Raw genomic sequence first — 26446 nt, 5'->3', positions numbered from 1 at the left:
CATCCCGGTGCTGTCATGCTGCCTTCACGATCGCCTCATAAGACGCTCCAGAACGGCAGATGGGGGCTTGGTGAACAGCAGAGGATCTCTCGGCGAATGGCCGTCGCCTGCGCATGTCCTGACGCTGGAATATCCGGACGCGGCGCTGGCGGGGGCGTTGCGTCGGTTCGTGCAAAGCCGGTTGGATCACCATGCCGATGGCGACGACGTGGTGAAGGAGACCTATTTACGGCTGTTCGCGTACCAGGCGACTGCGCGGGTCAACGACATGAAGGCGCTGTGTTTTGCGATCGCGCGCAACCTGCTGCTCGACTATCACCGCACCGCGCGGCGCTCAGCGCATGTCGAACTGGATGACGCGATCGTTTGCCAGCAGCCGACGGCCGACAGGGTGCTGGCCTTCCGTCGTGCCGTGGTGATCATGGCGGATGCACTCGAGCGTATGCCGCCGCTGCGCCGCGAGATTTTCCTGCGCAAGCGGCTCGACGGACTTAGGACAGACACGATCGCCACGAGTTTGGACATGAGCAAGGCGGCCGTCGAGAAGCACGTCGTCCGCGCCTTTCAGGACCTCCGCGGCGCGCTTGCCAAGCGCGGCTTCACGATGGAGGCGGGCGCGTGACCGTAGCCGGCGGTGCAACACCGGTGAGCGAAGCCGCGCTTGCCGGTGTACTGCAAAAAGTGGCGACACGGTGCGGCCGGTTGTCGGACGAGCAGGTTCGGTCCCTCAGGCGTCGGCGGCGATCGGCCACCGCGGCCGTCGCGACCGCCCCGGTCGCCATCGCCCTGCTGTTCATGGCCAGTGACGGGTTCGTCGGGACACCGACCGCGCCGCGGGTTGCAACGCGTATGTTTGCGACTCGAGCGGGGGAACGCACTACAGTGACGCTGGCGGACGGCTCGACCGTCTCGCTCAACGGCGCGACTAGGCTTCGAATTGTCTATGCCGATGGGCAGCGCCGTGCCGAGCTACTCGCGGGCCAGGCGTTCTTCGACGTGCGGCACGACGTGGCGCGCCCCTTCGTCGTGCGCGTCGGCGCCACCGAGACACGCGTCCTCGGCACCGCGTTCGACCTCGACCTGACCCGGACACAGGTTGCGCTGGCCGTCTATCGCGGCGCGGTCGGCTTCGATCCGGTAGGGGCGCCGCGCGGCGTCTTGGTCCGGGCGGGGTACCGCAGCGCCGTACGCGGCGGCGTGGCGGCAGCGCCGACGAAGTTCGATCCGGTGTTACCCGACTGGCGCAGCGGTTGGATCGACACGGCGGGCATGCGCCTCGACGATCTCATCGAAATTCTTGATCGCCAGGGGGGTATCAGGATCGCACGCCCGGCGGAACCGCTGGCGTCGACGACGGTGTTCGGTCGGTTCCGCACGGATCATCCGCGCCAGCTTCTGAACGCCATCGGCAGCGGGTTCGGCTTCACGGTCGTCGAGGGGCAGGGGGCGTTGACGCTTAAAACTGCGGACTGACGAAAAACACTGTCCGGATTTGGCGGCCTTTACCGTCTTCCCTCCGGGTGGCGTCTGACGGCGCCAAGACGGGGGAAAATGATGACGCGGTTTCACGGAACGTCGGCACTGGCCTTGGTAGCATTCGCTCTAGTTGCACCGACGATGGCGGATGCGCAATCGACGGGCGCACGGATGTTCACCATTCCCGCAGGCGATCTCGCTCAGGCATTGTCGGTCTATTCGAGCGTCACCGGCATGCAGGTTATCGCCGCCCCCGCGCTCATTCGCGGCCAACGGACCAAGGGCGTCAGCGGAAGGCTTACCACCTCGGCAGCGCTCGTCATGCTGCTACGCGGGACAGGGCTGCGTCCGGTCGAAAGCAACGGCGTGACGATCCTCCGCCGGGACCAGGCAGTGCCAACGCCGAGCCCCGTCGGTACGCGCGCTCCAGTCGTTGCAGCCGCTGCGACGCAAGCTACCACGCTCACGCGGGAAACGCCGGAGGCCACCCCAGACATCGTCGTCAACGGCTATCGGAGCAGCCTGCTGGCTGCCCAAGACCTGAAGCGTCGCGCGGTCGGGACCGAGGACAACATCGTCGCGTCCGACATCGCGGCATTTCCCGACATGAACCTCGCCGAGGCGCTGCAACGTGTTCCCGGCGTCGCGATCACCCGCGACACCGGCGAGGGCCGCCAAATCGCCTTGCGCGGTCTCGGCCCCGATTTCACCCGCACGCAGCTCAACGGCATGGAAGTGCTCGGCAACACCGCATCCGGCATGGACAATCGCGGCAACGTCAGTCGCAGCCGCGGCTTCGATTTCAGCCTGTTCGCCTCCGAGCTGTTCAACCGCGTGAGCGTCCAGAAGAGCTATGCCGCCAATCAGGACGAGGGCGGCATCGCCGGCACGGTGCAACTCTTCACCGCGAAGCCGTTCGACTATGACGGCCAGAAGATCGTGCTGTCCGTGAAGGGGCAAACCAACGACCAGACCAGCGGCGTCACCCCGCGGCTCGTCGGCCTGTTCTCGCAGCGTCAGGGCGATTTCGGTGCGCTCGTCTCGGTCGCCTATTCGAAGGTTCGCAACAACGAATATGGCTATCGCAACTGGAACTGGGGCAAGGTCACCTACGGCGCCAATAACATCGGCCCAGAGATCGACGCGCCGACGCGGGCGCTGCTGCGCGGCGGCACGATCTTCGCCCCTCAGGCGCAATCGCCGTCGACTTGGTACACCGATCGCGAGCGGATCGGCGTCACCAGCGCGCTGCAATATCATCCCGGCGACAATTTCAAGATCGACGTCGACCTGCTGTACGGACACCTCGCCGACAAGCGCGACGACTGGGCGATCGCGGCGGGCGGTTACAATGCGCTGACCGGCAATGTCAGCGGTACGCAGGTCATCCGGTCCGCGACGATCCAGGGCAATTCGCTCGTGGCCGCCAGCTATACCGGAATCGATCAACGTACCGAGCATCACCGCGTCGAGAACCAGACCGATTTCTACCAGGCGGTGGCGAATGTGAGCTGGGACGTCGGCGATCGGCTGAAGCTGACCGCGCTGGGCGGGTACCAGAAATCGAATTTCGTCCAGCCGACGTTCGACAAGATCTTCCTGCAGGCGCGCAACACCGCGTTCAGTTTCGACATGCAGCCGACGATCCCCGTGAACACCTACGGCTTCGACCTGACCAATCCGGCGAACTGGAACGTCCAGCGGCTGGTCACGCAGGAGAACATGATCAAGAGCGACTATCTCAACGGTCAGCTCCAGGCGGTCTACGACCTCACGCCGATCCTGAAGCTCGAGGTCGGTGGCGAGTACAAGCGCTTCACCAACAGCGGGTATCAGTATCTCACCAACATCTTCTACGGCACCGCGGCGACCAGCGACCGCGCGATACCCGATGCGCTGAAATACGTCATCAACCGCGACAGCCTGCTCCCGTATATCGGCGGCGACATTGCCGGAATCTACGCGCTGCTCGGCAACAACCGGGACCTGACCGCCGCCAACCTGACCGCGGGCAGCGACTTTCGTATTCGGGAGAAGACCTGGGCGGGCTTCACGCAGCTCGATCTCGATCTCGATACCGATATCGGGTCGATGCGGCTGCGCGGTAATGCCGGCGTCCGCTACTATCACACCGACCTGGTCTCGAGCGGGTCGCTGGCCACCGCGACCAATGGCGTGACCACGCTCCAGCCGGTTACTGTCGGGACCAGCAACGACGATTGGTTGCCCGCGCTCAACGTCGCGCTCGACATCACGCCGAAGCTGATCGCGCGTGCATCCGCCAGCCGCAACGTCAACCGTCCCGGCCTCCCCCAGCTTGCCGCGGCGGGAACGCTGACCGTGGCGCCGTTCGGTGGATCCGTCTCCGTCGGCAACCCCAATCTCCAGCCGTTCCGGTCGACTTCGGCGGAGGCCGGTCTTGAATATTACATGGATCGCAACGGCTTCGCGTCGGTCGGCTTCTTCTGGAAGGACCTGAACAGCTTCATCACGTCGGAGACGTCGCAGGTTCCCTATAGCGCGACGGGCTTCCCGGTCTCGCTGCTGCTGCCGGGCCAGGACGGTACGACGCCGTACAACTACACGCGCCCGATCAATGGGGACGGCGCCAGCATCAAGGGTATCGAAGCGGCGTTCCAGCACGATTTCACCTTCCTGCCCGCGCCGTTCGACGGGTTCGGCATCGTTGCGAACGGCACCTGGATCGATGGTGACCAGACCGCGGTCTACAATGGCGTCGTCAAGAGCATCCCGCTCTACAATTTGTCGAAATGGGCGGCCAACGCCACGCTCTATTACGAGACCGAACGCTTCGGTGCCCGCGTCTCGACCGCGTATCGCAGCCGGTATCTGACGGGGGCAGGCGGCAACGCCAATGTCGGTGACGGCATCCGCCCGACCAACAACGTCGATTTTCAGGTCCGCTACAGCCCGGTCAAGAACCTGCGCTTCGTCGTCGAGGGGATCAACGTCACCGACCGGCCGATCGAGCAGTTTACCGACCTCTCGACCGACCGGACGCTCGTCTACACCCGGAGCGGCCGCATCTTCACCTTCGGTGTGACGACCAGTTTCTGAACTCCACGTCCGCGCCGGCAACGGCGCGGACGGCGTGCTGCCATATCTAGGACAACGGACGGTGTGCTATGCGGCTTGAGCTTCGGCGGTGCATTGCGCCGCGCTGGGTGCGGAGCTGGCCCCATGCCGAAGTTCCGTCCGTGCCGCATCCATGTCGCGTCGGAACTCGGCAGAGCCATGCAGCATCGCGACCAGCACCGAGCCCGCCATGTAGCCCGCCTCGACCGCGCTTCGGCTATGCGATCCGCAGATGTAGCGGCTTTCGCCATATTGGCGTCCGCGCCGCAGGATCTGCGTAGCGCGGTCGGGCATCAGTTCGGCGAGGATCAGCGCGGCGGACCAGCCCGAAGTCGTGTGGCCTGAGGGGTAATCGCCATTGCTTGCGAGATGCTCGGTCTTCGGTTCGCAGATCGGCAGATCGTCCTTCAGATACGGACGCTTGACGGCAAAGCCATCCTTGGCGCGGCCGACCATTCTTTGGTCGCCCATCCACGCGAAGATGCGGGTGAGGGCAGGGGATGACCTCGCATCGAGCTTGCGGCCGATCGCACACGCGAAGACGGTGAAGCGATCGTCGGTCACATCGCGCGTCGCCATGTCGCCGCGTGGCGTGCCGAGCATCGCGCGGGTCTGGCGGAACGTCGCGCGGTCGTCGAGGTCCTGCGGCGATCCGGGTTTGGGCGGGGCGGGAAGGACCTGCATCAGGTCCGGCATCGACCGGTTCCGCAGATAATCCGTCGATGCGGTCGCACCGGTGGCCAGCGCCAGCACGGCAATGAGTGCAAGCGACCGCATCACTTGGGACCCGTGTCGAGATCGCCGCAGCCCTTGGGTCTGCGTACGGGATTGCAGCGCGCGACCAGACCACCGGGCAGGGCGACGTGATACCCTCCGGCCAGGCGCGGATCGGGCCAGAGATAATCGGTCGATACAAACTGCGCCCCGCCCGCCAGCGCGGTGTCGCGAGGGACGATGTCGTTGGCACGGGCCTCGCGCGTGTTCGCGTCGGCACGCGTGCGAACGATGAACCCCGCGGCGACGTCGCGGCGGATGCGATCGGCATCGCGGACCGGATCGTTGAGCGTCAGATAGGCGGCGGCGGGCGAGGCTTCGTCGGTGTTGATGAAGAACACGCGCCCTTCGAGCGAGCGCCGCTTGCCGCGATACACCGCGACCTTGGCGGGGGGCTCGTCCAGCGCGAACAGGAATTTCCCGCGCGATGCCTCCAGCAACGGCCAGTTGTCCGCAAGCACCGCCTCCCGCAGCGTGGGATAGCGTCCCTGCACGTCGTCGGGCACGATCAGCTTGCCGGGCGCCATCACGGACCGGATCTCCGCATCGAGCGCATCATACGCTGCCGCGTCGAACGGTAGCGCATCGATCCCGCCCCGCGCTGCGTTCTGCTCGTCCTTCGCGTTGAACATCAGCAGGATCGGCACATGCCGCGGATGCTTCGCCGACCAGTCGCGGATGATCGTCAGGCATTCGGTCAGCAGGACGCAGCTCGATGCGTTGTCGATGCCGGGGATGTGCAGCACCTTGAAGCCCGGCCGTTGGAGCTTCGGATCGTCCGAGCCTCGCGCGTAATGCCCGCCCTGTGGATCGTAGTTTACGTCGATCTCGAGTTGCCGCGCACCGGCGTCGAGCTGCTCGGTCAAGCTGCGATGCGAATAATCGAGCGCATCGGCCATCGCCGGATCGGCCGCACGCACCTTCGCCATCGTCGCGGCTGGCATCGGCTGCTTGTAGCTGTTGTGCGTGCCGATCACCGCCACGTCGTTGATCCGCAGCGGCGACGCCGTGTCGCGTGCTATTACCGGCTGACAAAGAAGGCCAAGGCTCAGCCCCGCCACGATCGATCGCTTCACAGATACTCTCCCGATCAGAATTTGAACAACACCGAACCCTGCACCGCGCGGCCGAGGATCGGTCGCGCCAGGATCACCGCACCGTCCGCCGCGCCGGGTACGAGCTGCTGCCCGCCGCCCTGGCCGAGGCCGAGCGCGTTCGACAAATTGGTGCCCTTCACCTGCACTGTGACGTTCTGCGTCACGTCCAGCTCCGCGGAGGCATTGAAAACCGAGAACGCCGGCAGCTTCACGAGGTTGGAATCGTCGTTGAACTTGTCGCCCTCATACCGCCATTCGCCCAGCACGCGCAGACGTCCGCCGATCAACGATACGCGCGGCCGGATGCTCGCCATTACCTTCGGCATGCTCGACGGGCGGTTGCCGTCGAACGACGTCGTGACGGGCGCCCCGGCGACGATCGTGTTGTAGGTATAGTTCTTGAACTTCGGCTCCTGGTACGTCGCGGTCGCCGAGACGTCGAACCAGCGCACCGGCTTCAGGTTCGCCTCAAGCTCGACGCCGGTCGTGCTGACGTCGCCATAGTTGATCTCCTGGACGATCCGCAGCGATGCCGGGTCGATATACGTGTTGGTGAACTGCACGTCCTTGAACGAATTGTAGAACAGCGTGGCGTACAGACTGCCCCAGGGCTTCTGGAATTTCACGCCCGCCTCGGCCTGTTCGATCGACTGGCTGCGGATGCCGGTCGGCAGCACGTTGTCGCGGTACTGGCCGATCTGCGGCAGGCGGTAGGTGCTGGTGTAGCGGCCGAAGATGCCGGCTTCGGGCATGAATTGCCAGTTGGCACCGATCGTGTAGCTGTGGTCGCTGAACTTCGGGTCGAAGCGGTTGAACACGTCTGAGCCGTAGAGGACGTTGTCGTCGGCCAGCGTATCGGGATTGCCGAGATTGAAGCTCTTCACGCCTTCCGAATAGCCGTGGATCCAGATCGTCTCGTAGCGAAAGCCGCCATCGACGCGCAGTTTCGGCGTGATCTGCCATTCGTCGGAGATGTAGAACGCGACGTCCTCATACCCGCCATAGGAATGCGCGAACCGGGCCTCGTACCGCTGGATGCCCGTGTCGGTGACGCGCCCGACGACCTGACCGCCCGCGTTGACTGCGACGTTATCGAGCAGGCGCGCATTCGGCGCGACCTCGGTCAGGCCGACGCCGTCGTTCCGATCGTGCGCCCAGTCGGCGGTTGTGCCGTACAGCCCGAGCTTCACGTCGTGGCGACCGATCCCGGTCTCGTACACGTGACCGAGTTCGATCAGGCCCATCGTCTCCTTGATCGGGTTCTGGATCGACTGGAAGGTGTTGACCCCGACCAGGCCGTTGCCGTTCGCATTGGCGCCGTACGCGCTGCCGTCATCGTTATAGACCAGCCGCACGTCGGTCGCGCCGCGGCCTGCGAACGCCTTGACCGCATTGGCGCGGACCGAGGATAATTGCGCGGCCTTCGTGTTGAGGCTGTTCAGTCCGCGCGCATTGCGATCGGTGGTGGAATCGCGATAGCGGAACCCGCCGCTGACCGTCGTGCCATCGTCGAACTCGGTATTGCCCTTCAGCGTGAACTGCAGGTCGCTGGTCTGGTTGAACAGGTTGAACTGCGCCTTGCGGATACCGTCGGGCGTCTTGATCTGGACGCGGCCGTCCTGCGGTCCGGTCAGCGTGTCGTCATGGCCGTTGAACGGCGCGAGCGGCTTCAGGTCGTCGCCGTTTCGCACCAGCGGGATCGCGTCGAAGAAGAAGTTGTTGTCCTCCATGTACTTAACGCCGAACGAGATGCTCCCTCGCGCGAAGTCCTTGGAGATCAGTACGCGACCCTGGCCACCGTTGTTCGCCGCCGGGCCTGGATCGCGGATGCCCTGGTCCTTGTTGTAATAGCCGCCGACCGAAAAGCGCCAGCCGTCCGCGATCGGTCCGCCGAGCCATGCGTCGCCGCGGATCTGGCCATAGTCGGATGTCGTCAGCTTGAGCAGGCCGCTCAGTTGCGGCGTGCCCTTGCGCGGGATGAAATTGACGAGGCCGCCGGGCGCGTTGGCAGCGAAGATCGAGGAGGGGCCACCGCGAACCGCCTCGATCCCCGAATAGGTCTCGTCGATGCGCAGGAACTGGTCGACGTTGATCCAGTTGATGCCGGGATCGTGCTGGATCGGCAGGCCGTCCTCGTACACCGCGAGCGACTCGTAGCCACCGCGCGGGATGCCGCGGACCCGGGTGTTGTTCGCGCCGACGCCGCCCGAGGAATCCGCCCAGACGCCCGGGATCTGCTGCATCGCCTCCGCCAGATTGCCGATCGCACGCTCGCGGAGGTCCTTCTCGCTGATCGTGGTGATCGAATAGCTCGCATCGACCTTCTTCTGTGCGACCGTGCCCAGGCGTCCGGTGACCAAGATCTCATCGCCTGCGTTCGTGGCGTCGTCGGTTTCTCTGAGCGTCGATTCCGCCAGGGGGGTCGACTGGGCATGAGCGACGGATGCAGGGGTCAGAATGACCAGCGATGCCGCGGTCGCCCGCAGCATGGTGATGGTACGCATAAACATGAACCCCTGTAGTGAATCGGATTGTAACCGATTTGTCCGGGGCGTTATGAGCATCCTCGATGACGGCTGAGCGTCACCTTTGTTTCGGACGCGTGACGCCACTATAATGAAGCTATGATGTAGCCTCACGAGAGGGGTCGAATACCTGCTACGGCACAAGGGTAATGAAGCGCCTCCTCGACAGCTTCTGTTCGTTTGAGCGGATATCTAAACGATGATCGCAGACGGTCAGAGCGCAAGAACAAGGACTGCCGGACAAGTTCACTAGATAGCTTGCGAGCGTCCGCTTCTGGGTATTCGTAACCAGACCGTTGTCGGTCGGCTAGCGCCCAGACCTCGATACCCTGGCAAGCAATCAGAGCCACTGGAAGACACCAAGAACGTCACAGGTGTCACCGACACTTACTGAGCGAGGTTAGGCACATCCTGGCTTGGAACTACGCAGGAAGCCTAAGGTTCGGAGCCGGTCCAGGTCCCCATCTCTTTCGAATGGTGTGTGCGCGTGCGTTTCGAATATCGAGTGCGTCGCGATTGATACTTTCTCGCCGGGTATCCACGTCACGCCTAAATCCGGTTGCCTCGACCGTTATCGATAAGAGATCATCTGCAAGCTTCTCTGTCGAGACGATCGTTGCGCGATGGGCGATCATGCGGGCGAACACCCTGCTCAAGGCACCTGCGAAATCGGCCACAGGGTCGTGATCCTTGGTCTGCGCGATGGGTGGCATCGAACGGCTATGCGGCTGCATCGCTCGTCAGCCGTAGCCAGTTGCCATGCGCGAACGCCGCCTTGTCAGCATCGTTCAGACCGCAGCCTGCAAGGAAGCGACGTGCGTCGCCGCCTTCGCGGTATTGGTAGGGATAGTCCGTCGAGAACAGCAGCCGGTCCGGGCCGACGACCGCCATCGCTCGCTGCAGATAGTGGGGCAGGAACATGCCACTGGCGGTCACGTACAGGTTGTGTCGCAGGTAGTGCGCGATCGGGTTGGACAGGTTCGCGACGCGGTCCATGACCGCCAGGCGTTCCGCGTAGAAGAGAACTAGTTCGCCCCAATGGCCGAGGATCACCTGGAGGTTCGGCAAGCGATCGAACATGCCTGCCAGAACGAGGCGTAGGAACTGGATGCCGGCGTCATAGTGCCAGCCCAGTCCCACGGTCGCGAAGGCGGCGTCCACGATCGGCGAGAAGCCGGCGTAATAGGCCTCGCGTACCGGCGCTGGTGGCGTGCGGGGGTGCAGCAGCACGGGCACACCCAGTGCTGCTGCACGATCGAGAACGGGCGCGAATGCCGGGTCGTCGAGGTGGCGCACGCCAACCCGGCCACAGAGCATCGTGCCCTTGAAGCCTAGCGTCGAAACGCAGCGCTCGAGCTCGATCGCTGCTTCGTCAGGCATGGACACCGGCAGGGTCGCCATCGCCTGGAACCTGGTCGGGTGCCGTGCGACCGCCTCCGCCAAGGCGTTGTTGGTGCGCCGTGCCAACTCCACGCTTTCCGAGCCGAGATCGTGCAGCGCGGGGGTGGTCAGCGACAGCACCTGAACGTCGAGGCCGGTTTCGTCCATCAGCGCGAGCCTTTCGTCTGCGAGGTCGACGAGGCGCCGTCCGAACGCGCCTTGATGGTAGCTGACGCTCGGATCGGCCGCTTCCAGCCCGATCGCCTGCCATGCGTGGTCGATCGCCGGTGTCAGGAAGTGTTCCTCGATGCCGATCAGCGTCGTTGCTGGCTCGGTCACCATGGGACCGTTTTCCCGTCGCGATCGAGGAAGGCGAGACCCGGCTTGCCCTGACGGCCGAGCAGCACGTCCATGATCAAGGGCACGCTATCGTCTACACCGAACGGCGCCTTTGGCCCGCCGAGCTGGGTTCGTATCCAGCCGGGTGCCATCAGCACCAGCGCGCGGCGATCCTCTGCATGGCGCGCCGCGTAGCTCCGTACGAGTTGATTGAGCGCCGCCTTGCTGCTGCGATAGACCTCGTGAAGGCCGTTGGTGTTGTTGGTGATGCTGCCCTGGCCCGAGGACATGACGCCGATCAGCCCATCGGCTGCGACCAGATTCCGGCAGGCCTCGATCACGCGCATGGGACCGAGCGCATTCGTCACGGGCACGCGCGTATATTCCTCGGTCGCGATCTCGCCGGCGATTTCGTCCTCCATGTTCGCAGTGCCGGCGTTGACGAACAGCAGGTCGAACACCCTGCTGGCGAGACGGTCGCGCAGCATGGCGATCTGTTGCGGTTGCGCGATATCGACGGTCTCGATCTCGATACGATCGGGATGCGCCTCGGCCAGATCGTGCAGTTCGGTTCGGGCGCCCGCGCGCACGGTGGCGACGACATGCCATCCGCGCTTCGCGAACTCACCGGCCAAACCGAGGCCCAGGCCGCGCGATGCGCCGATCAGCAGGATTGTGCCGGGATTGGAGGTGTCTTGGGTCATGGGATGCTCCGAAGTATGTCGGGGCAATATCTACTCGGCCGCGATCAATGCGCCAGACGCAGTGGATGCACAGTATCATTGCACCAGAAGCCTATCGTGTTGCAGCTGGATCGAGCATGGTCGCGGCTATGACCGACCTCGATCTGAACCTGCTTGATGCACTCGACGCACTTCTGTCCGAGGGGAGCGTGACCGGGGCCGCGCGAAAGCTGGGACTGAGCGCGTCGGCGATGAGCCGGACCTTGACGCGGCTTCGCAACGCTACTGGCGATCCGCTCCTCGTCAGAGCAGGACGTGGCCTGGTGCCAACGCCGCGGGCGATCGAGCTGCGCGATGTCGTTCACGCACTCGTGCGCGACGTTCGAACGGTCCTCAAGCCGTCAACTGGCGAGATCGACATGGCGGAACTCGACCGCGTCTTCACCATCCGCGCGAGCGAGGGTTTCGTCGAGATGTTCTGCGGTCCGTTGGTGGCCGGCATCGCATCGGCGGCGCCCCGTGTCCGCCTGCGCTTCGCGCCGAAGCCCGATAAGAACGCAGAGCCGCTACGCGCGGGGCAGATCGACCTAGAAGTCGGCGTAATCGGCGTTTCCGCGCCCGAAATGCGCACGCGGCTCATCTTCCGCGACCGGTTTGTCGGGGCGGCGAGAACGGGGCATCCGCTGCTCTCGGGCGCGATCACGCCAGAGCGCTACGCAGCCTGCCGGCATGTCGCCGCGTCCCGCCGTGGCGCGTTCATCGGCCCGGTCGATGCCGCGCTGGCCGAGCTGGGGCTGAGCCGCGATACGATGGTGGTCGTGCCGGGCTTCGCCGACGCCTTGCGGATCGCCGAGCAGTCGGACCTGATCGCGCTCGTGCCCGGTTTGGGTTTTCGTCGCAAAGCACCGGGTGTGGAAGGAATCTGCACGTTCCCGCTTCCCGTTGCTACCCCCGAGATTGCCGTGTCGGCGATCTGGCATCCACGGATGGACGCCGATCCCGCTCACCGGTGGCTGCGAGAGACCGTGATCGGGATTTGCCGGAAAATGGTGCCGGACAGCTGAGGTGGGGGGCTCTGCCGAAGTTCCATCCTCAAGCAGCGCCTCCGACTAACCCACCGGCGCTCAGGCGGTCACGATGCGAAGCTGGTCGAACGGGAGAGCGCATCCCATGCGGCGATCTCGGCCTTCATCGCATCGAGCTTCTGATGGACCACGCCCAGCGCGTCCTCGCCCAGGAACAGGCGTACCGGTGGGGTCTCGGCATCGACTATCGCGAGCAAAGCCTGTGCGGCCTTGGCCGGATCGCCGGGTTGATTGCCGCTCTTGGCCTGGCGGGCTGCGCGGATCGGATCCATCACGGCGTCGTAGTCGGAAATACTGCGCGGGGTGCGATCCATCGAGCGTCCTGCCCAATCCGTCCGGAACTGGCCGGGTGCCAAGGCCGTCACCCGAATGCCGAAATCCGCCACCTCCTTACCGAGCGCCTCGGAGATGCCTTCCAACGCGAACTTGCTACCGCAGTAGAAGCTGATCCCCGGCATCGTGATAAAGCCACCCATCGAGGTCACGTTGACGATGTGGCCGCTACGACGCTTGCGCATGCCGGGAAGCACGGCCTTCATCATCGCCACCGGCCCATACACGTTGGCCGCAAATTGACGCTGAAGATCGTCCATCGAAGATTCCTCCAACACGCCTTCGTGACCGTATCCGGCATTGTTCACCAACACTTCGACCGCACCGGCGTGCCGCTCCGCTTCGGCCACGGCGGCTGGAATCGCCGCGAAGTCGGTCACGTCGAGGATCAGGGGATATGCACGGCCCGCTGCGAGCGCAGCGAACGTGTTGGCGTCGCCCTCGTTCCGCACGGTGCCGATCACGCGGTGGCCGGCGCCCAACGCACCCTCGGCAAACGCGCGGCCGAGGCCGGAACTCACGCCGGTGATGAGGAAGGTCTTGGCGGTGATGGTTGCCACGGGCTAACTCCATTATACTGGGTTTGTATATCATGATATAGATAGCGATATGGCACGGGACAAGACACGGGAGAACATTGCGATCCGGGGTGAGCCCGTGCGCCAACGGGTGATCGACGCTGCGGAACGACTGCTGCGGAGTGGCAAGGCCGACTTCTCCATGCGCGACCTCGCCGCCGAAGCCGGCGTCAGCTTCGCCACGCCGTTCAATCATTTCGGAAGCAAGGGGGCGATCATGCACGCCTTATCCGAACGTCGGACGGACACGATGGCAATGCGCTTCGCCGAGGCGCGGCTTCCGACTGACGCTGCATCCCGCGTGCTGCTCGCTGTCGACACGGCGGTAGCGGTGATGCTGGAGGAACCCGGTGTGAACCGCGCCGTGATGAGCTGGATCGGCACGACCGGTGGTTCGGCGGGTCAGGCCTGGGCGCGCTCTACCGCATTGTGGACGCTCGCGCTGGGAGCGGGCGAGGGCATCCCGGAGAATCGCCGGACCTACGCGTTGGACTGCCTGCCGAGGCAACTCGCCCTAGGGTTTCGCGGCGCCCTGTCGTTCTGGAGCGCCGGCGAACTGCCTGACGAGGCGCTCGGCCCCGACGCGCGCGCCGTCGCAAGCACCCTGCTACTGGGCTTTACCGAGCGATAGATGTCATTTGGCTAGATCTTGGCATGTCTATGTCGCCCTCCATCAACCCGTTTTCCAAAATCATCTGTTCGGGTACGCTCAAGAGTGCACCGTCTGGACGTGTCGTAAACGCGAACTTTCGGGCGGCAGCTGTCGAGAAGCGGTGTCAGGTCGACTGCGGCGGCGGCCTCGGCTACCCGCATCGACATGTTTGAAAGGCTCGATCAACCCTTCGATCTCAATCTCGACCAAGACGGCGCCGAATTCTTTCCGCAGGCGCTGGACGAACCAGCGCTTGTTCGCCTCGAGACTGCTTTGGCCGCGCTTCCGATCGACACGCCCTGGCTCTACGCTACGCCTATCGTCCACGCATCGCTCCCTGCCGACCAGCCGCGACGACGCCGCGTGCTCCAGGTCGACTATTCCGCTGACGTTCTGCCACACCCGCTCGCATGGCGCGGCATATAGGCGCCGGCTCGAGCGGGTAACGTGTCCGAACGGTCCTGTTTGTATGTAGCCAAGTGACGCTGCGAAGCCCGACGGCTGAGCAGGTGTTTCGTGGCGAGAAGATCTTGAGTGGACTCCGTCGTGAGAAACCATGACGTCGCAAATCCAATCACGACTGAACTGGACAGGTGGGCCGACTAGGATCCAGTCGGGGCTGGGACCGGCGATCGTCCTTGCCGTTGATGCGGTATTGCGGGACGTTATGGTCGTGGCGGACGTGGAACTTGCCGAAACCGTCCTGCACGACGCCGGGCGACTGGAGCAGGATCTGGTTGAACTGCTGATTTCGCTACCCGGCTACGGCAATCGCGCGCTCACTGAAATCCGACGTGGACGACAATTCACGTACGGTATGAGCGTTCGCTATCGACGGGGCAACGCGCTTTAACGAGGTCGCTGGAAGTTGGCTTTTCGGCATTGCCTGCCGGAAAACGTAGCTCGGGAGTGCGCTGTCGGCAGGCTCTTTCGCGTCGATCGCTAACCGACGCGCGCCGAATTGACGCAACCCGTCATCGGGACCAGCAGGCCACTGCCCAGCTATCAGGCTCAAGTACCTCGATACATCCGAAACGCGGTGAAGCGAGGGCAACACTATGCCCGCGCTATGCGATCCGCGGGGATCGATCTCGCAGCGCTATGTCGCGGCTCGTAGATCATGAGCGCGGGCACGACGCTCGCGATACGAAAGGCAATAAGGCGACATGTCGTCTGAAACCATATCGGAACCCGATCCTACCGGGCTCTATACTGGGCTCGTCATCTATGTCGGCCAGGATCGCGCAGGGCATTGGCTCGTCCAGGACAGCAGGCGCAATCTCGAAGGGCGTTTCATCTCCTACGGCGCGGCGATGAGCTACGCCCAGGCCGAGCGCGACATCTATCATGCGAGCGTCGAGATCGCCAACGCGCCGCTGGTCCCAGTCATTTCGTTCGCCCCCGTCGGGCGCGACGAGCGCGCACTGCCGCGGGCGGCATGACAATGAACACGCAAACTCGCCCGAACCGTCTTCACCCCGCCCCAAGCCCGAAGATCGCGACCAAAACCGCGATGCCAGGGTCGAAAGCCGCGATTCATGATCCGCGTTGGCCGGTCGTCACTGCCGCCCTTGCAGCGTTGCGTGATGACGGGCGTCACGCGGTCCGCATCGTCGATGCCGATTGCGGCGCGGGCTCGTTCCTCCTGCAAGCGGTGCATCATGCCCGATCGCTCGGTTTCACGGCGATTGAAGGGCGCGGGGTCGACGGATCGCCTACGCTGATCGGTCGCGCCCGCGCGGCGGCGAGCCGTTGCACCAACCTCGCGATCGGCACGACGTTCGAGGTGGCGGACATGGTCACCGCCTTGCGGGAGGAGCACGACCTGCCAGCCGATCTCGTGATCTGTCACGGCATGGCGAAAGACCGGCGGCCGGAGGTGGCGTCGGCGTTGGGGAATGCAGCGCGGATAGTCATCGGCGACGACGTGACGTGGCATGCTGTCGGTACCGAAGCATGACGAAGCGTGACATCCTATGGCGGGGGATCGGCCTGGCATTGTGCGTGGGCGCGTGCAGCGTCGCGGTTGCAATGGACGGCTCGGCACGCGCGATGTTCGTATTCCCCTTCGCACTGCTGGGTCTGACACTGGCAATCAACGGCAAGCGGGTCATCATCGCACTTCGCGCCGAACGCCACGGTCATGCACGAACCGCCGAAGTGATCCACGCCGTCCGCGTCCGTCGCTATCGCCGCCGCCTCGACCAACCGCATCCCTGACCTCGAGCCTCAAGGATCATCATGATGTATTTCGATCGGCGGGACGGTGTCCTGTGTGCCGAAGGCGTGCCGTTGCCGGCCATAGCCGAAGCCGTCGGTACGCCCGTCCACGTCTATTCGGCAGCTGCGCTGCGCGACGCGGCCCGGCGTTTCACAGCGGCGCTGTCGATCCTGCCGCGGACGCGGACGGCGTTCGCGGTCAAGGCAAACCCGAACAGCGCGGTGCTGCATCTGCTGGCCGGCTGCGGCTTCGGTGCCGACATCGTCTCGGGCGGAGAGATGCGCCGCGCGCTCGGAGCCGGTATCGCCGCATCGGACATCGTCTTCTCCGGCGTCGGCAAGACCGACCGGGAGCTCGCCGACGCACTCGACGCCGGCATAGGGCAGTTCAACCTCGAGCTCGAGGAGGAGGGGCGGGTGCTCGCCGCGCTTGCCCAGGCGCGTGGCAAGCGGGCGGTCGCGGTATTGCGCGTCAATCCCGACGTCGATGGCGGCACCCATGCCAAGATCTCTACCGGCCGGCGCGAGAACAAGTTCGGCGTGGCGATCGCCGATGCGCCCGCAATGTACGATCGCCTGTCACGACTCGATGGCCTCGATCTGGTCGGGGTCGCGCTCCACATCGGCAGCCAGCTCCACGATCTTGCTCCGCTGGAGGCCGCGTACGAGCGCATCGGTTCGCTGGTGATCGACCTGCGCGCGCGGGGGCACGGCATAACCCGCGTCGATCTCGGCGGCGGCCTCGGCATCCCCTACCGTGTCGACAACGTGGTCCCGACGCTCGACGCCTATGCCGCCATAGTCGCTAGGGTGACGCGCGACTGGGACGTCGACCTTATCTTCGAGCCGGGGCGGGTCGTCGCAGGACTTGCCGGCGTCCTGATGACGCAAGTGATCTGGGTAAAGCCCGGGGCGGACCGCCCCTTCGTCATCGTCGATGCCGCGATGAACGACCTGGCTCGACCAGCGCTGTACGATGCCTTCCACCGCTTCGAAGCCGTCGCGCCGGACGGCGAACGCATGGTCGCGAACATTGCCGGACCGATCTGCGAAAGCGGCGACGTGTTCGCGCTCGCCCGCGACATCGACCGGGTTCGCCGCGGTGACCTCGCGGTCTTTCATGCGACCGGGGCGTACGGGGCCGCGATGGCGTCGAGCTACAATTGCCGCCCGCTCAGCCCACAGGTCTTGGTCGACGGCGACCATTTCGAGATCGTCGCCGACCGCTTTCTGCCCGAAGAGTTCGCAGCGTAGATCGCGTTCAGTCCGAACGGGAAGAGGGCAAGTTGCGGCACCGTGACGCTGCGACGGTAACGATCGCCGCGCTGGCCACGGAACGTCGTGGCCGCTGCTTCGCTGTGATGTCAGCGGGCGGCGTGCCCGGGGATGAGGACGGCGAGCATGACCCAGAAACCGAGCGATGCGATCACGGACGAACGTGGCGGCGGCCTGTCCCGTCCGGCTGCGCTCGCGGTCGTCATGGGGGTGCTCGGTGCCAGCGCGGTGCTCGGGCGCCGTAACGCGCCAGATCCGTCGCATCCCGGTATTCGTCGCTGGTACAAACGGCTCGACAAACCTGCCTATACGCCGCCCGATGCCGCGTTCGGCGCGGTATGGCCGGTGCTCGAAACTGGCCTCGCGGTCGGCGGCTATCGGTTGTTGCGCCGCCCCGCCGATGCGCCGCGCAACTTGGCGGTCGGACTTTGGTTGCTGAATACCGGCATGGTCGGCGGCTGGACCGAACTGTTCTTCCGACGCAAGGCGCTTGGTCCAAGCGCGGTCGCATCGGGCGCCATGATCGCGAGCGGTGCCGGCTATGTCGCGGCCGCGGCCAAGGTCGATCGCACTGCGGCGGCCACTGCGGTCCCGTTCGTAGCCTGGCTCGGATTCGCGACCGTGCTTGCCGAGCGCATCTGGGAGCGGAACCGGTCCGACGGCCCGGACAAGGCATGACTCGCCTGACGGTCTGGCATGATGGCGGATGTCCGCTGTGCCGACGCGAGATCGCGCTGATGCGCCGTCTCGATCGACGTGGCGCGATTGACTTCGTCGATGCCAGCGACGGCGAGACGAGCTGCCCGATCGACCGAAGCGCGATGCTGGCGCGGTTCCACGCGCGCGAAGGGGACCGGATGCTGTCCGGCGCCGCGGCCTTCGCAGCGATGTGGCGCGCCATCCCGCTGCTGCGACCGCTGGGGCTGGCAGCGCGCAACCCGGTCGTCCTGGCTGGTCTCGAACGGGTGTATCGGGCGTTTCTCCACGTCCGGCCGCGCTTGCAGTCCTTCGCCCGGAAAGTGGATCGCACCGCATGAGGCCGGTCGTTCCCGATACCGCGCGACCGGGCCAGGAAAGCGTCTGGGATTATCCACGTCCGGCGATCGCGCAGCGCAGCGTTCGTCATGTCTTGATCGAGCACCGCGGGGTGACGCTCGCCGACACGCGGCACAGCGTCCGCACGATCGAGACGAGCCATCCGCCCAGCTATTATATCCCGCCTTCGGATATCCTGATGTCGGCGCTCCGCCGCTCCACGCGGCAATCCTTCTGCGAATGGAAGGGCAACGCGGTGTATTACGACGTCGAGATCGCGGGCGATGTCCTGCGCGATGTCGCCTGGAGCTATCCATCGCCGACGCCCGCGTTTGCAGCTTTGCGCGACCACATAGCGTTCTATGCGGGCCCGTTCGACGGCTGCTTCGTCGACGGCGAACGCGTCATCCCACAACCCGGCGAGTTTTACGGCGGCTGGATCACCGCCGATCTCGCCGGACCGTTCAAGGGCGTGCCGGGTAGCCGCTACTGGTAGTCGCCGCGCGACGACCCGTATGCGCTTGCCCGCCAATATGGGCGTACTCGGTTCATCGCATTTCGATGTTGTTTACGCCTTTGGCATAGCCGGACGCGTTAGAGGGGTGTGCCGGCTCGCCATCAACCTTTGGCTCGTCACCAAGGCGGGTCGGCACACCCTGTTCAAGATCAGTGGGTCGGATCAACGCGTTACGATGCCTCGGCGATCAGCTTTGCGGCGGCGGGGGTGTTCCATTCATAGCCGCCGGTCATCCGCCAGACTTCCTTGCCCGCCGAATCGTACAGGATCGTGGTCGGCAGGTTCGCTTGGTAGGCGAGGCTGAGGCCGAGCTTCGGGTCGAGATACGGCTTGAGCGTCGTGAACTTCTTCTCGGTGAAGAACGGCGTCACCTTCTCCGCGCCCTGCATATCCTGGCTGACCGCGATCACCTGGACCTTGCCCTCCAGCGACTTGGCGGCGGCATCGAGCGTGGGCATTTCCGCTACGCACGGCGCGCACCAGGTCGCCCACATGTTGAGCAGCAGCGGCTTGCCCTTGAACGAGGCGAGCGTGACGGACTTGCCGTCTGGCGCGGTGAAGGCGACCGTCGGGCCGGTCTCGCCCTTGTGGCTGCGGTCGAGCTTTTCGGTGCTGGCGGCAGGGCCGGTGGCTTCGTCGGGCGTGGGGCCGGACGCGACCTCGTCGGCGGACACGGTGTTCGCGGCGACGACGTTTGCTTGCTCCGGCGCGGGCGATTTCCTATCGCAGCCGGCGACCAGCAGGCCCATCCCGACGAAACAGATGATTGGGCGCGAATTGAACACAGGACGCGAGAACATGGACGGTTCCAATTCGATGTGGGGCGGGCGGTTCGCCGAGGGGCCGGCAGCGGTCATGCGCGAGATAAACGCCTCCATTCCCTTCGACAAGCGGCTCTGGCAGCAGGATATTGCCGGCTCGAAGGCGCATGTCGCGATGCTCGGCAGGCAGGGCATCGTTTCGGCGGAGGACGCCGCAACGATCTCGGCGGGGCTCGACACGGTGGCGGCGCATTATGCCGAGCACGGCGTCGAGGAGGATCTGGTCCTCGAGGATATCCACATGCAGACCGAGGCGCGGCTCGCCGATTCGATCGGGCCCGTCGCCGGGCGGCTGCATACCGCGCGCTCGCGCAACGATCAGGTCGCGACCGATTTCCGGCTGTGGGTGCGCGATGCGATCGACCAGGCGCTGGCGGCGCTGGCGGGGTTCAAGACGGCACTTCTCGCGCGGGCTGAAGAGCATGCGGCGAGTGTCATGCCGGGCTTCACGCATTTGCAGTCCGCGCAGCCGGTGACGCTCGGCCATCATCTCATGGCGTATCACGCGATGATTTCGCGTGACGTCGGGCGGTTCGCGGATGCCCGCGCAAGGATGAACCGATCGCCGCTGGGCTCGGCTGCGTTGGCGGGCACGGGTTTCCCGATCGACCGCGCGATGACTGCCGAGGCGCTCGGCTTCGACGGGCCGATGACCAATTCGCTCGACGGCGTCAGCGACCGGGATTTCGCGATCGAGTATCTCACCGCCGCGACGCAGACCTCGCTGCATCTGTCGCGGCTCGCCGAGGAGTTCGTGCTGTGGGCGTCGCAGCCGTTCGGGTTCGTGGCGCTGAGCGATCAATGGTCGACCGGCAGCTCGATCATGCCGCAGAAGCGCAATCCCGATGCCGCCGAGCTGGTGCGCGGGCATGCCGGGCGGATCCTCGGCTGCATGACTGCGCTGATGGTGACGATGAAGGGCCTGCCGCTCGCCTATTCGAAGGACATGCAGGACGACAAGCCGCCGGTGTTCGAGGCGCACGACCTGCTCGCGCTGTCGATCGCGGCGATGACCGGCATGGTCGAGAGCGCGACGTTCCGCACCGATCGGATGCGCGGGCTGGCGGAGAGCGGCTTTGCGACCGCGACCGATCTGGCCGACTGGCTGGTGCGCGAGGCGGGGCTCCCGTTCCGCGAGGCGCATCATGTTACCGGGCGCGCGGTGAAGCTGGCCGAGGACCGGAAAGTCGCGCTCGATGCGCTGCCGATCGAGGACCTGAAGGCAATCGATGCGCGGATCGACGAACGCGTGTACGGCGTGCTTTCGGTCGATGCGTCGGTCGCCAGCCGGACCAGCTTCGGCGGCACTGCGCCGGACAATGTGCGCGCTGCGATCCGTACGGCGCGGGGGGAGGTAGCATGAAACGGCTTTTCGGCATCGTGGGATTGGCACTGGCCCTGTCGGGTTGCGGCGCAGCGGACGGACTCGTGCCGGCGGAGGGCAAGACGCTCCCGATCGCGCCTTACGGTGCGAAAACGCCGCCGACTCCCGAGCAGTTGCTGACCCCCACGACGCAGCAACGCCCGCAGCGCAGCGACGAGCTGCTCACCACGTCCCAGCCGCGCCGCAGCGACGAGTTCGACCTGCCGCCGCCGAATTGAAGACCTGAACCATGGATCACTTCGCCTATCGTGACGGTGTCATGCACGCCGAGGACGTCGCCCTGCCGGCGATCGCCGAGGCCGTCGGCACGCCCGTCTACGTCTATTCGACCGCCACCTTCCGCCGCCACGCACAGGTGTTTCGCGACGCGCTGAAGGGCGCCGGGCGCGTCCATCTGGCCTATGCGATCAAGGCGAACCCCAACGTCGCGGTGCTGCGCGTTCTCGCCGACGAGGGATACGGCGCCGACGTCGTCTCGGCCGGCGAGATGCAGCGCGCGCTGGCGGCGGGGATCCCGGCGTCGGACATCGTGTTCTCGGGCGTCGGCAAGACGCGGCGCGAACTGGCGCAGGCGCTCGATGCGGGGATCGGCCAGTTCAATCTGGAGCTGGAGGAGGAGGGCGAAGTCCTTGCCGCGCTCGCCCATGCGCGCCGCGAACGCGCGCCGGCGGTGCTGCGGGTGAACCCCGACGTCGATGCCGGCACGCACGCAAAGATCTCGACCGGGCGCAAGGAAAACAAGTTCGGCGTCGCGATTGACCAGGCAGTGGCGATGTTCGACCGCCTGTCGAAGCATGACGGCCTCGACCTGCGCGGTGTCGCGATCCACATCGGCAGCCAGCTGGCGGATCTCGCGCCGCTCGAGGCCGCCTATGCGCGGATCGGCGAGTTGGTCGCGGAACTGCGCGCGGCGGGGCACGCGATCAGCCGGGTCGATCTCGGCGGAGGGCTCGGCGTGCCGTACAAGCCCGACGACGTACTGCCGAGCCCGGCCGACTATGGCGCGATGGTCGCGCGTGCGACCGCCGACTGGGACGTCGAACTCATGTTCGAGCCAGGCCGCGTGATTGCGGGCAATGCCGGCGTGCTGCTGACCGAGGTGATCTGGGTGAAGCCCGGTGTCGTGAACCCGTATGTGATTGTCGATGCGGCGATGAACGACCTCGCGCGCGTCGCGATGTACGACGCGTATCACGACTTCGTCGCAGTCGAGCCGACCGGCGATCGGATGACCGCCAACATCGCAGGACCGGTGTGCGAGACCGGCGACACCTTCGCGATGGGCCGCGATATAGACGCGGTGAAGTCGGGCGATCTCGGCATTTTCCGCACTGCGGGCGCGTACGGCGCGACGATGGCCTCGACATACAATAGCCGCGCTTTGGTCCCCGAGGTGCTGGTCGACGGCGACCGGTTCGCGGTGGTCGCCGACCGCATCCACCCCGAGACGATCCTGGCCGCTGAGCGCGTGCCGGAATGGCTCAAGCGGTGATACTCCAGAGCCTGCCGCTGTTCGTGAGGCTGGCAGGGCGCCCGGTCATTCTGCTCGGCGAGGGCGAGGCGGCGGATGCGAAGCGGCGGTTGCTCGATCGTGCCGGCGCGGACGTCGTCGGCGAGGATGCTAGCGCTTCGCTCGCGATCGTTGCGATCGACGATGAGGACGAAGCGCTCGCGGCCGTAGCGCGATTGAAGGCGCGCGGCATCCTGGTCAACGCGGTCGATCGTTCGGCGCTGTGCGATTTCACGCTGCCCGCGATCGTCGACCGCGCGCCGGTGTTGATCGCGATCGGCACGAGCGGTGTGTCGGCCGGGTTGGCGGCGGCGTTGCGGCAGCGGCTGGAGGCATTGATCCCCGCCGATCTCGGCAAGCTCGCGCTGGCGTTGCAGGCTGCGCGGGGGGCCTTGCGGAAGCGCTGGCCCGATATGGGGGAGCGTCGCCGGGCACTCGCCACGGCGATGGGGGCGGGCGGTCTGCTCGATCCGCTGTCGCCGACACACGATGTGGAGGCATGGCTGGCCCCGACAGCCGAGCCCGCTGCAAAGCGCGACGTGGCTATAACGCTCGTTCTGCTGTCCGACGATCCCGAGGACCTGACGCTCCGCCAGGCGCGCGCGCTCGCCAGCGCCGACCGGGTCTATCACGGCGCTGATGTCCCCGCGGCGATCCTCGACCGCGCCCGTGCCGATGCCGCGCGGCTGTGCGCGGCGATGCCCGCCAATCCCGGCACCGGCCTGTCGGTCGAAGTCGAGATGGCACGATGAGCGGTTTCGCGTTCCGGATCGTCGATGGGAAAGCGACGCGCGTCGACGTCAAGGAAGCGCTCACCTGCACCGCCGACCTCGTCTGGGTGCATTTGTCGACCACCGCCGAGCATGCGCAGGCGTGGCTCCGCGACGAGGCGAAGCTGCTCGACTATGTCATCGACGCGCTCACCGCGACCGAGACCCGACCGCGCTGCGAGGCGGTTGGCGATGGCGCGTTCCTCAATTTGCGCGGGCGATCGAAGGAGGAGCTCGACACCTCCGACCTGCTCGCGTCGGTGCGAATCTGGGCGGTGAAGGGCCGCGTCTTTTCGGTCACGCGGAAGCCGCTGATCGCGGTCGCGGAGGTTGAGAAGATGGTCGAGCGCCACGAGGTGCGCGATCCGGGCGACCTGATCGCCGCGTTCGCCACCGCGATCACCACCGATCTCGATCCCGACGTGGCCACGCTCGGCGACGAACTCGACGATTGCGAGGAACAGCTCGACGCCAACCGCGTGTTCGAACTGCGCCGCGCGGTCAGCAAGGTGCGCGTCGCGGCTATCGGCTACAAACGCTTCCTCAGCCCGCAACGCGCGGCGCTAGAGAAGCTGGCGGCGCTACCCGGCGACTGGCTGGCGGACGACGACCGGTTGCATCTGGCGGCGGCGGCGGACCGCGCCGCGCGGATGGCGGAGGAGCTGGAAGCGATCCGCGAGCGCTCGGCGCTGGTCCACGAGACGCTGACCGACCTGCGTGCCGAACAGATCGACAACCGCTCGCTAATCATCTCGATCGCGGCGATGGTGTTCCTGCCGCTAACGTTCCTGACCGGCCTGTACGGCATGAACGTGAAGGGCCTTCCCTATGCCGAGGAGCCTTGGGCGTTCGATGCGATTGCCGGAGCCTGCGTACTGATCGCGGTGGGTGTCGTGGCGTATTTCTCGATGCGACACTGGTTCAAGCGCTAGCGCTACGTGGCGCTTGCAGTCCGCCAGGCTTGTGCGATCTCATCAAGCATGTCGGCAGAGTCGCGGAACGGTCGCGGATCGTGGCCGATCGAGGCGTTGACGATGGTCTTCCGCGCACCGGCATATAGTCGCGACAGTGTCTCCGACACTTGGCCGCCATTCTCAAAATCGAGTCCGGCCTCCAGCGCGAACAGGATCGCGGTCGCCCGCGTGACGCGCTCGCTCTTTATCGAGAACTTGCGGTTTTCGCAGGCCCAACCCGCCGCGCGCAGGGCCGCGACGAGTTCCTTGTAGAGCAGCTGCACCAGCGCCGGGCCGTCCGCGGTCGCGGTACGACCGACGGCATCGATCTGGCGATAAGTGGCGAACGGGTCGCGCGCGAGAGTGGAAGCGTAGGCCATCAGTCGCTCTTGTTCCACGCTGCGATCTGGTTGGTGAGGAAGGTCTGCGTCGATTTATACGCCGACACGCGGGAGTTCATGCTCGCATATTGCTGGGTCAGCCGCGTCGTCATCTGATCGGCTTGCGCGGTGATCTTGTCCTGTTCTTTGGCGACATCGCTCTGCGCAGCGGTGTAGCGTGCGGTCGATGCGCCAAGGCCGGCGGTCGTGCTCGTCGCATTCTTTGCCAGCGCGCCTAGGACAACGGACAGCCCGGCCGGGTTGCTCGTCGAGGGTGCAAACATCGCTTCGATCCCGGCGGGGTTGGTGCCGATCTGCTTCGCAAGCTGCGCGGTATCCACGCGGAGCGTGCCGTCGCGGTTGGTCGCAACGCCGATCTCGGCAAGCGTAGTCGGCACGCCTGGTGCCGCCCCGGTCGCCAGCGGCTTGAGCGTCAACGCCTTGAGCGAGCGCAACAGCGATGCCGCGGCGGGATCGGCGCGCAGCACGCCGGTCACCGGGTCGGTCTGTTCGTTGATGATCGCGAGGATCTGGTTGTAAGTCTCGACCACGTCGTTGACCGCCTGTGTCAGGCCATCGGTCGGCGGCGTGCTCGACAGCGTGACGGGCGCCTTGGATATTGTGCTCAACTGGAGCTTCACGCCGTCGACCAGATCGCTGATCGTGTTGCTCGATCGCTCGACAGGGATGCCATCGACCGTCAGCTGCGCGTTCAGCGCACTGCTGCTGAGCTGCGTGTTGCTCGCACCCGAACCGGGAGGTCCGACATCGATCGCGTTCGAATTGGCACCCTTCAGCGTGAAAGCCTGCGCATCGCCCGTCGCACCCTTGACCGAAAGGAACGCGCCGCCCTTGCCATCCGACACGACCGAGGCGGTGACGCCGCTCTTCGTCGCGTTGATGGACGCGGCGACCATGTCCATGGTGTCGTTGGCGCCGACGGTGATCGTGAAGGCGGTGCGCTTGCTGACGTCTGGATCCAGGCCTGCCCAAATCGCCCCATCCGCTCCCGCCTTGACGCTGTTGCCTTTTGCATCGGTGTAGATTGCAGTGCCGACCGTAAGCGTCAGATTGCCGGATCCCAGCGGCTTGGTGCGATCGATCGCGACCTTCGTCCCGGCAACCTGAGCGGTAGCGAGGCGGGTTACCGAGATCGTCGACGACAGTGTCGAAACCTTCGCGCCGCTGATCGCCGTGGCGGAAATCGAGCTGATGTCCGAACTGGTCGGCTGCGTCTGCAGCGTGCCGCCCTTCACCAGGCTATCGAGCGCACTGGAGAAGGTGGTGATCGCGCTTTTCAGCGAACTGATCCCAGAGATCTGCGACGTCAACGCAGTCGATTTCGCCGTCAAAGCGGCGGTCTTGGTCGCGAACTGCGCGGTGACCAGTGCGGGAACGAGCGTGCCGGTATCGATGCCCGAACCGGCATTCAACGACGCCAGCAGCGATTGCGTTGCTGCGTTCACGACGCTTTGCGCATTGGCGGGAGTCGCTGCGGGTGTGGGAGTTGGCGTGGCCGTCGTGCTGGTGGTCGATGTTACCATGGTAGAGTCCCTGCACGTG

The 26446-nt window shown here is 65.4% G+C and carries 28 protein-coding genes; 19 read left to right on the top strand and 9 right to left on the bottom strand.

Annotation, left to right across the window (positions count from 1 at the left end):
- Positions 1 to 70: 70 nt before the first annotated feature.
- From ASE69_RS08660 to ASE69_RS08650, 3 genes are all read left to right on the top strand, one after another.
- Positions 71 to 622, top strand: a complete 552-nt coding sequence (locus tag ASE69_RS08660) for an RNA polymerase sigma factor (RefSeq protein WP_162236861.1) — start codon at positions 71 to 73, stop codon at positions 620 to 622.
- Positions 619 to 1473, top strand: a complete 855-nt coding sequence (locus ASE69_RS08655; protein ID WP_082452981.1) for a FecR family protein — start codon at positions 619 to 621, stop codon at positions 1471 to 1473. The genes ASE69_RS08660 and ASE69_RS08655 overlap by 4 nt, the downstream gene beginning before the upstream one ends.
- 81 nt (positions 1474 to 1554) lie before the next feature.
- Entirely contained in the window at positions 1555 to 4554 is a 3000-nt protein-coding gene (locus ASE69_RS08650; RefSeq protein ID WP_056485333.1) for a TonB-dependent receptor, read from the top strand.
- A gap of 66 nt (positions 4555 to 4620) precedes the next feature.
- On the opposite strand, the gene ASE69_RS21285 is transcribed toward ASE69_RS08650, so the two are convergent.
- The 5 genes from ASE69_RS21285 to ASE69_RS08630 form a co-directional block, all read right to left on the bottom strand.
- Positions 4621 to 5349, bottom strand: coding sequence for an acid phosphatase (locus ASE69_RS21285; protein WP_082452980.1), 729 nt, complete (start codon positions 5347 to 5349; stop codon positions 4621 to 4623).
- Complete coding sequence (locus tag ASE69_RS21280) at positions 5349 to 6422, bottom strand: Ca2+-dependent phosphoinositide-specific phospholipase C (RefSeq protein ID WP_200924144.1); 1074 nt, start codon at positions 6420 to 6422, stop codon at positions 5349 to 5351. The genes ASE69_RS21285 and ASE69_RS21280 overlap by 1 nt, the downstream gene beginning before the upstream one ends.
- A gap of 14 nt (positions 6423 to 6436) precedes the next feature.
- A complete protein-coding gene (locus ASE69_RS08640; protein WP_056485158.1) occupies positions 6437 to 8947 on the bottom strand; it encodes a TonB-dependent receptor in 2511 nt (836 codons plus the stop codon).
- A gap of 741 nt (positions 8948 to 9688) precedes the next feature.
- Complete coding sequence (locus tag ASE69_RS08635) at positions 9689 to 10690, bottom strand: amidohydrolase family protein (RefSeq protein ID WP_056485157.1); 1002 nt, start codon at positions 10688 to 10690, stop codon at positions 9689 to 9691.
- Positions 10684 to 11391: an SDR family oxidoreductase gene (locus ASE69_RS08630; RefSeq protein WP_056485156.1), complete on the bottom strand. Its 708-nt coding sequence runs from the start codon at positions 11389 to 11391 to the stop codon at positions 10684 to 10686. Before ASE69_RS08630 ends, ASE69_RS08635 begins: the two co-directional genes overlap by 7 nt.
- Before the next feature lie 65 nt (positions 11392 to 11456).
- Between ASE69_RS08630 and ASE69_RS08625 the strand changes: the two genes are divergently transcribed.
- The gene (locus tag ASE69_RS08625) at positions 11457 to 12434 is read left to right on the top strand and encodes a LysR family transcriptional regulator (protein WP_235518274.1); all 978 of its coding nucleotides are present in this window, start codon (positions 11457 to 11459) and stop codon (positions 12432 to 12434) included.
- A 68-nt stretch (positions 12435 to 12502) separates the two neighbouring features.
- Here the strand turns inward: ASE69_RS08625 and ASE69_RS08620 are convergent, their stop codons facing one another.
- A complete protein-coding gene (locus ASE69_RS08620; RefSeq protein WP_056485154.1) occupies positions 12503 to 13348 on the bottom strand; it encodes an oxidoreductase in 846 nt (281 codons plus the stop codon).
- 49 nt (positions 13349 to 13397) lie between these two features.
- Here ASE69_RS08620 and ASE69_RS08615 point away from each other — a divergent pair, with 49 nt between their 5' ends.
- From ASE69_RS08615 to ASE69_RS08570, 10 genes are all read left to right on the top strand, one after another.
- Positions 13398 to 13997: a TetR/AcrR family transcriptional regulator gene (locus tag ASE69_RS08615; RefSeq protein ID WP_056485152.1), complete on the top strand. Its 600-nt coding sequence runs from the start codon at positions 13398 to 13400 to the stop codon at positions 13995 to 13997.
- 186 nt (positions 13998 to 14183) lie between these two features.
- Entirely contained in the window at positions 14184 to 14444 is a 261-nt protein-coding gene (locus ASE69_RS08610) for a hypothetical protein (protein ID WP_056485151.1), read from the top strand.
- A gap of 130 nt (positions 14445 to 14574) precedes the next feature.
- Complete coding sequence (locus ASE69_RS22400; RefSeq protein ID WP_162236856.1) at positions 14575 to 14871, top strand: hypothetical protein; 297 nt, start codon at positions 14575 to 14577, stop codon at positions 14869 to 14871.
- Positions 14872 to 15184: 313 nt separating this feature from the next.
- Positions 15185 to 15460: a hypothetical protein gene (locus ASE69_RS08600; RefSeq protein ID WP_056485148.1), complete on the top strand. Its 276-nt coding sequence runs from the start codon at positions 15185 to 15187 to the stop codon at positions 15458 to 15460.
- Between the two features lie 2 nt (positions 15461 to 15462).
- The gene (locus ASE69_RS08595) at positions 15463 to 15978 is read left to right on the top strand and encodes a methyltransferase domain-containing protein (RefSeq protein WP_056485146.1); all 516 of its coding nucleotides are present in this window, start codon (positions 15463 to 15465) and stop codon (positions 15976 to 15978) included.
- The gene (locus ASE69_RS08590; protein ID WP_056061665.1) at positions 15975 to 16238 is read left to right on the top strand and encodes a hypothetical protein; all 264 of its coding nucleotides are present in this window, start codon (positions 15975 to 15977) and stop codon (positions 16236 to 16238) included. The genes ASE69_RS08595 and ASE69_RS08590 overlap by 4 nt, the downstream gene beginning before the upstream one ends.
- Before the next feature lie 21 nt (positions 16239 to 16259).
- Positions 16260 to 17492 carry a diaminopimelate decarboxylase gene (gene lysA, locus ASE69_RS08585; protein WP_056485144.1) on the top strand — a complete coding sequence of 411 codons (1233 nt, stop codon included), beginning with the start codon at positions 16260 to 16262 and terminating at the stop codon, positions 17490 to 17492.
- Positions 17493 to 17639: 147 nt separating this feature from the next.
- The gene (locus ASE69_RS08580) at positions 17640 to 18191 is read left to right on the top strand and encodes a TspO/MBR family protein (protein WP_056485329.1); all 552 of its coding nucleotides are present in this window, start codon (positions 17640 to 17642) and stop codon (positions 18189 to 18191) included.
- The gene (locus tag ASE69_RS08575) at positions 18188 to 18550 is read left to right on the top strand and encodes a thiol-disulfide oxidoreductase DCC family protein (RefSeq protein ID WP_056485142.1); all 363 of its coding nucleotides are present in this window, start codon (positions 18188 to 18190) and stop codon (positions 18548 to 18550) included. The genes ASE69_RS08580 and ASE69_RS08575 overlap by 4 nt, the downstream gene beginning before the upstream one ends.
- Positions 18547 to 19044 (top strand): DUF427 domain-containing protein, encoded by a 498-nt coding sequence (locus ASE69_RS08570; RefSeq protein ID WP_056485140.1) that lies wholly within the window; start codon positions 18547 to 18549, stop codon positions 19042 to 19044. Before ASE69_RS08575 ends, ASE69_RS08570 begins: the two co-directional genes overlap by 4 nt.
- Positions 19045 to 19235: 191 nt before the next feature.
- Here ASE69_RS08570 and ASE69_RS08565 read toward each other — a convergent pair whose 3' ends face one another.
- Positions 19236 to 19865: a TlpA family protein disulfide reductase gene (locus tag ASE69_RS08565; protein ID WP_056485138.1), complete on the bottom strand. Its 630-nt coding sequence runs from the start codon at positions 19863 to 19865 to the stop codon at positions 19236 to 19238.
- Positions 19866 to 19881: 16 nt separating this feature from the next.
- Here ASE69_RS08565 and argH point away from each other — a divergent pair, with 16 nt between their 5' ends.
- Genes argH through ASE69_RS08540 form a run of 5 tightly spaced genes read left to right on the top strand, consistent with a single transcriptional unit; the run spans position 19882 to position 24482 of the window.
- The gene (argH, locus tag ASE69_RS08560) at positions 19882 to 21249 is read left to right on the top strand and encodes an argininosuccinate lyase (RefSeq protein ID WP_082453002.1); all 1368 of its coding nucleotides are present in this window, start codon (positions 19882 to 19884) and stop codon (positions 21247 to 21249) included.
- Positions 21246 to 21488 carry a hypothetical protein gene (locus ASE69_RS08555; RefSeq protein ID WP_056061645.1) on the top strand — a complete coding sequence of 81 codons (243 nt, stop codon included), beginning with the start codon at positions 21246 to 21248 and terminating at the stop codon, positions 21486 to 21488. The genes argH and ASE69_RS08555 overlap by 4 nt, the downstream gene beginning before the upstream one ends.
- Before the next feature lie 11 nt (positions 21489 to 21499).
- Positions 21500 to 22762: a diaminopimelate decarboxylase gene (gene lysA, locus ASE69_RS08550; protein WP_056485136.1), complete on the top strand. Its 1263-nt coding sequence runs from the start codon at positions 21500 to 21502 to the stop codon at positions 22760 to 22762.
- Positions 22759 to 23532, top strand: a complete 774-nt coding sequence (locus tag ASE69_RS08545; RefSeq protein ID WP_056485325.1) for a bifunctional precorrin-2 dehydrogenase/sirohydrochlorin ferrochelatase — start codon at positions 22759 to 22761, stop codon at positions 23530 to 23532. Before lysA (ASE69_RS08550) ends, ASE69_RS08545 begins: the two co-directional genes overlap by 4 nt.
- Positions 23529 to 24482 (top strand): zinc transporter ZntB, encoded by a 954-nt coding sequence (locus ASE69_RS08540; protein WP_056485134.1) that lies wholly within the window; start codon positions 23529 to 23531, stop codon positions 24480 to 24482. The genes ASE69_RS08545 and ASE69_RS08540 overlap by 4 nt, the downstream gene beginning before the upstream one ends.
- Before the next feature lie 2 nt (positions 24483 to 24484).
- On the opposite strand, the gene ASE69_RS08535 is transcribed toward ASE69_RS08540, so the two are convergent.
- The gene (locus tag ASE69_RS08535; protein ID WP_056485133.1) at positions 24485 to 24883 is read right to left on the bottom strand and encodes a flagellar protein FliS; all 399 of its coding nucleotides are present in this window, start codon (positions 24881 to 24883) and stop codon (positions 24485 to 24487) included.
- Positions 24883 to 26427, bottom strand: coding sequence for a flagellar filament capping protein FliD (gene fliD / locus ASE69_RS08530; protein WP_056485132.1), 1545 nt, complete (start codon positions 26425 to 26427; stop codon positions 24883 to 24885). Before fliD ends, ASE69_RS08535 begins: the two co-directional genes overlap by 1 nt.
- Between the last annotated feature and the right edge of the window lie 19 nt (positions 26428 to 26446).

The sequence above is a fragment of the Sphingomonas sp. Leaf208 genome (genome assembly GCF_001421415.1).
Taxonomy (GTDB): Bacteria; Pseudomonadota; Alphaproteobacteria; order Sphingomonadales; family Sphingomonadaceae; genus Sphingomonas.
This window is presented reverse-complemented; position numbering and strand designations above follow the sequence as displayed.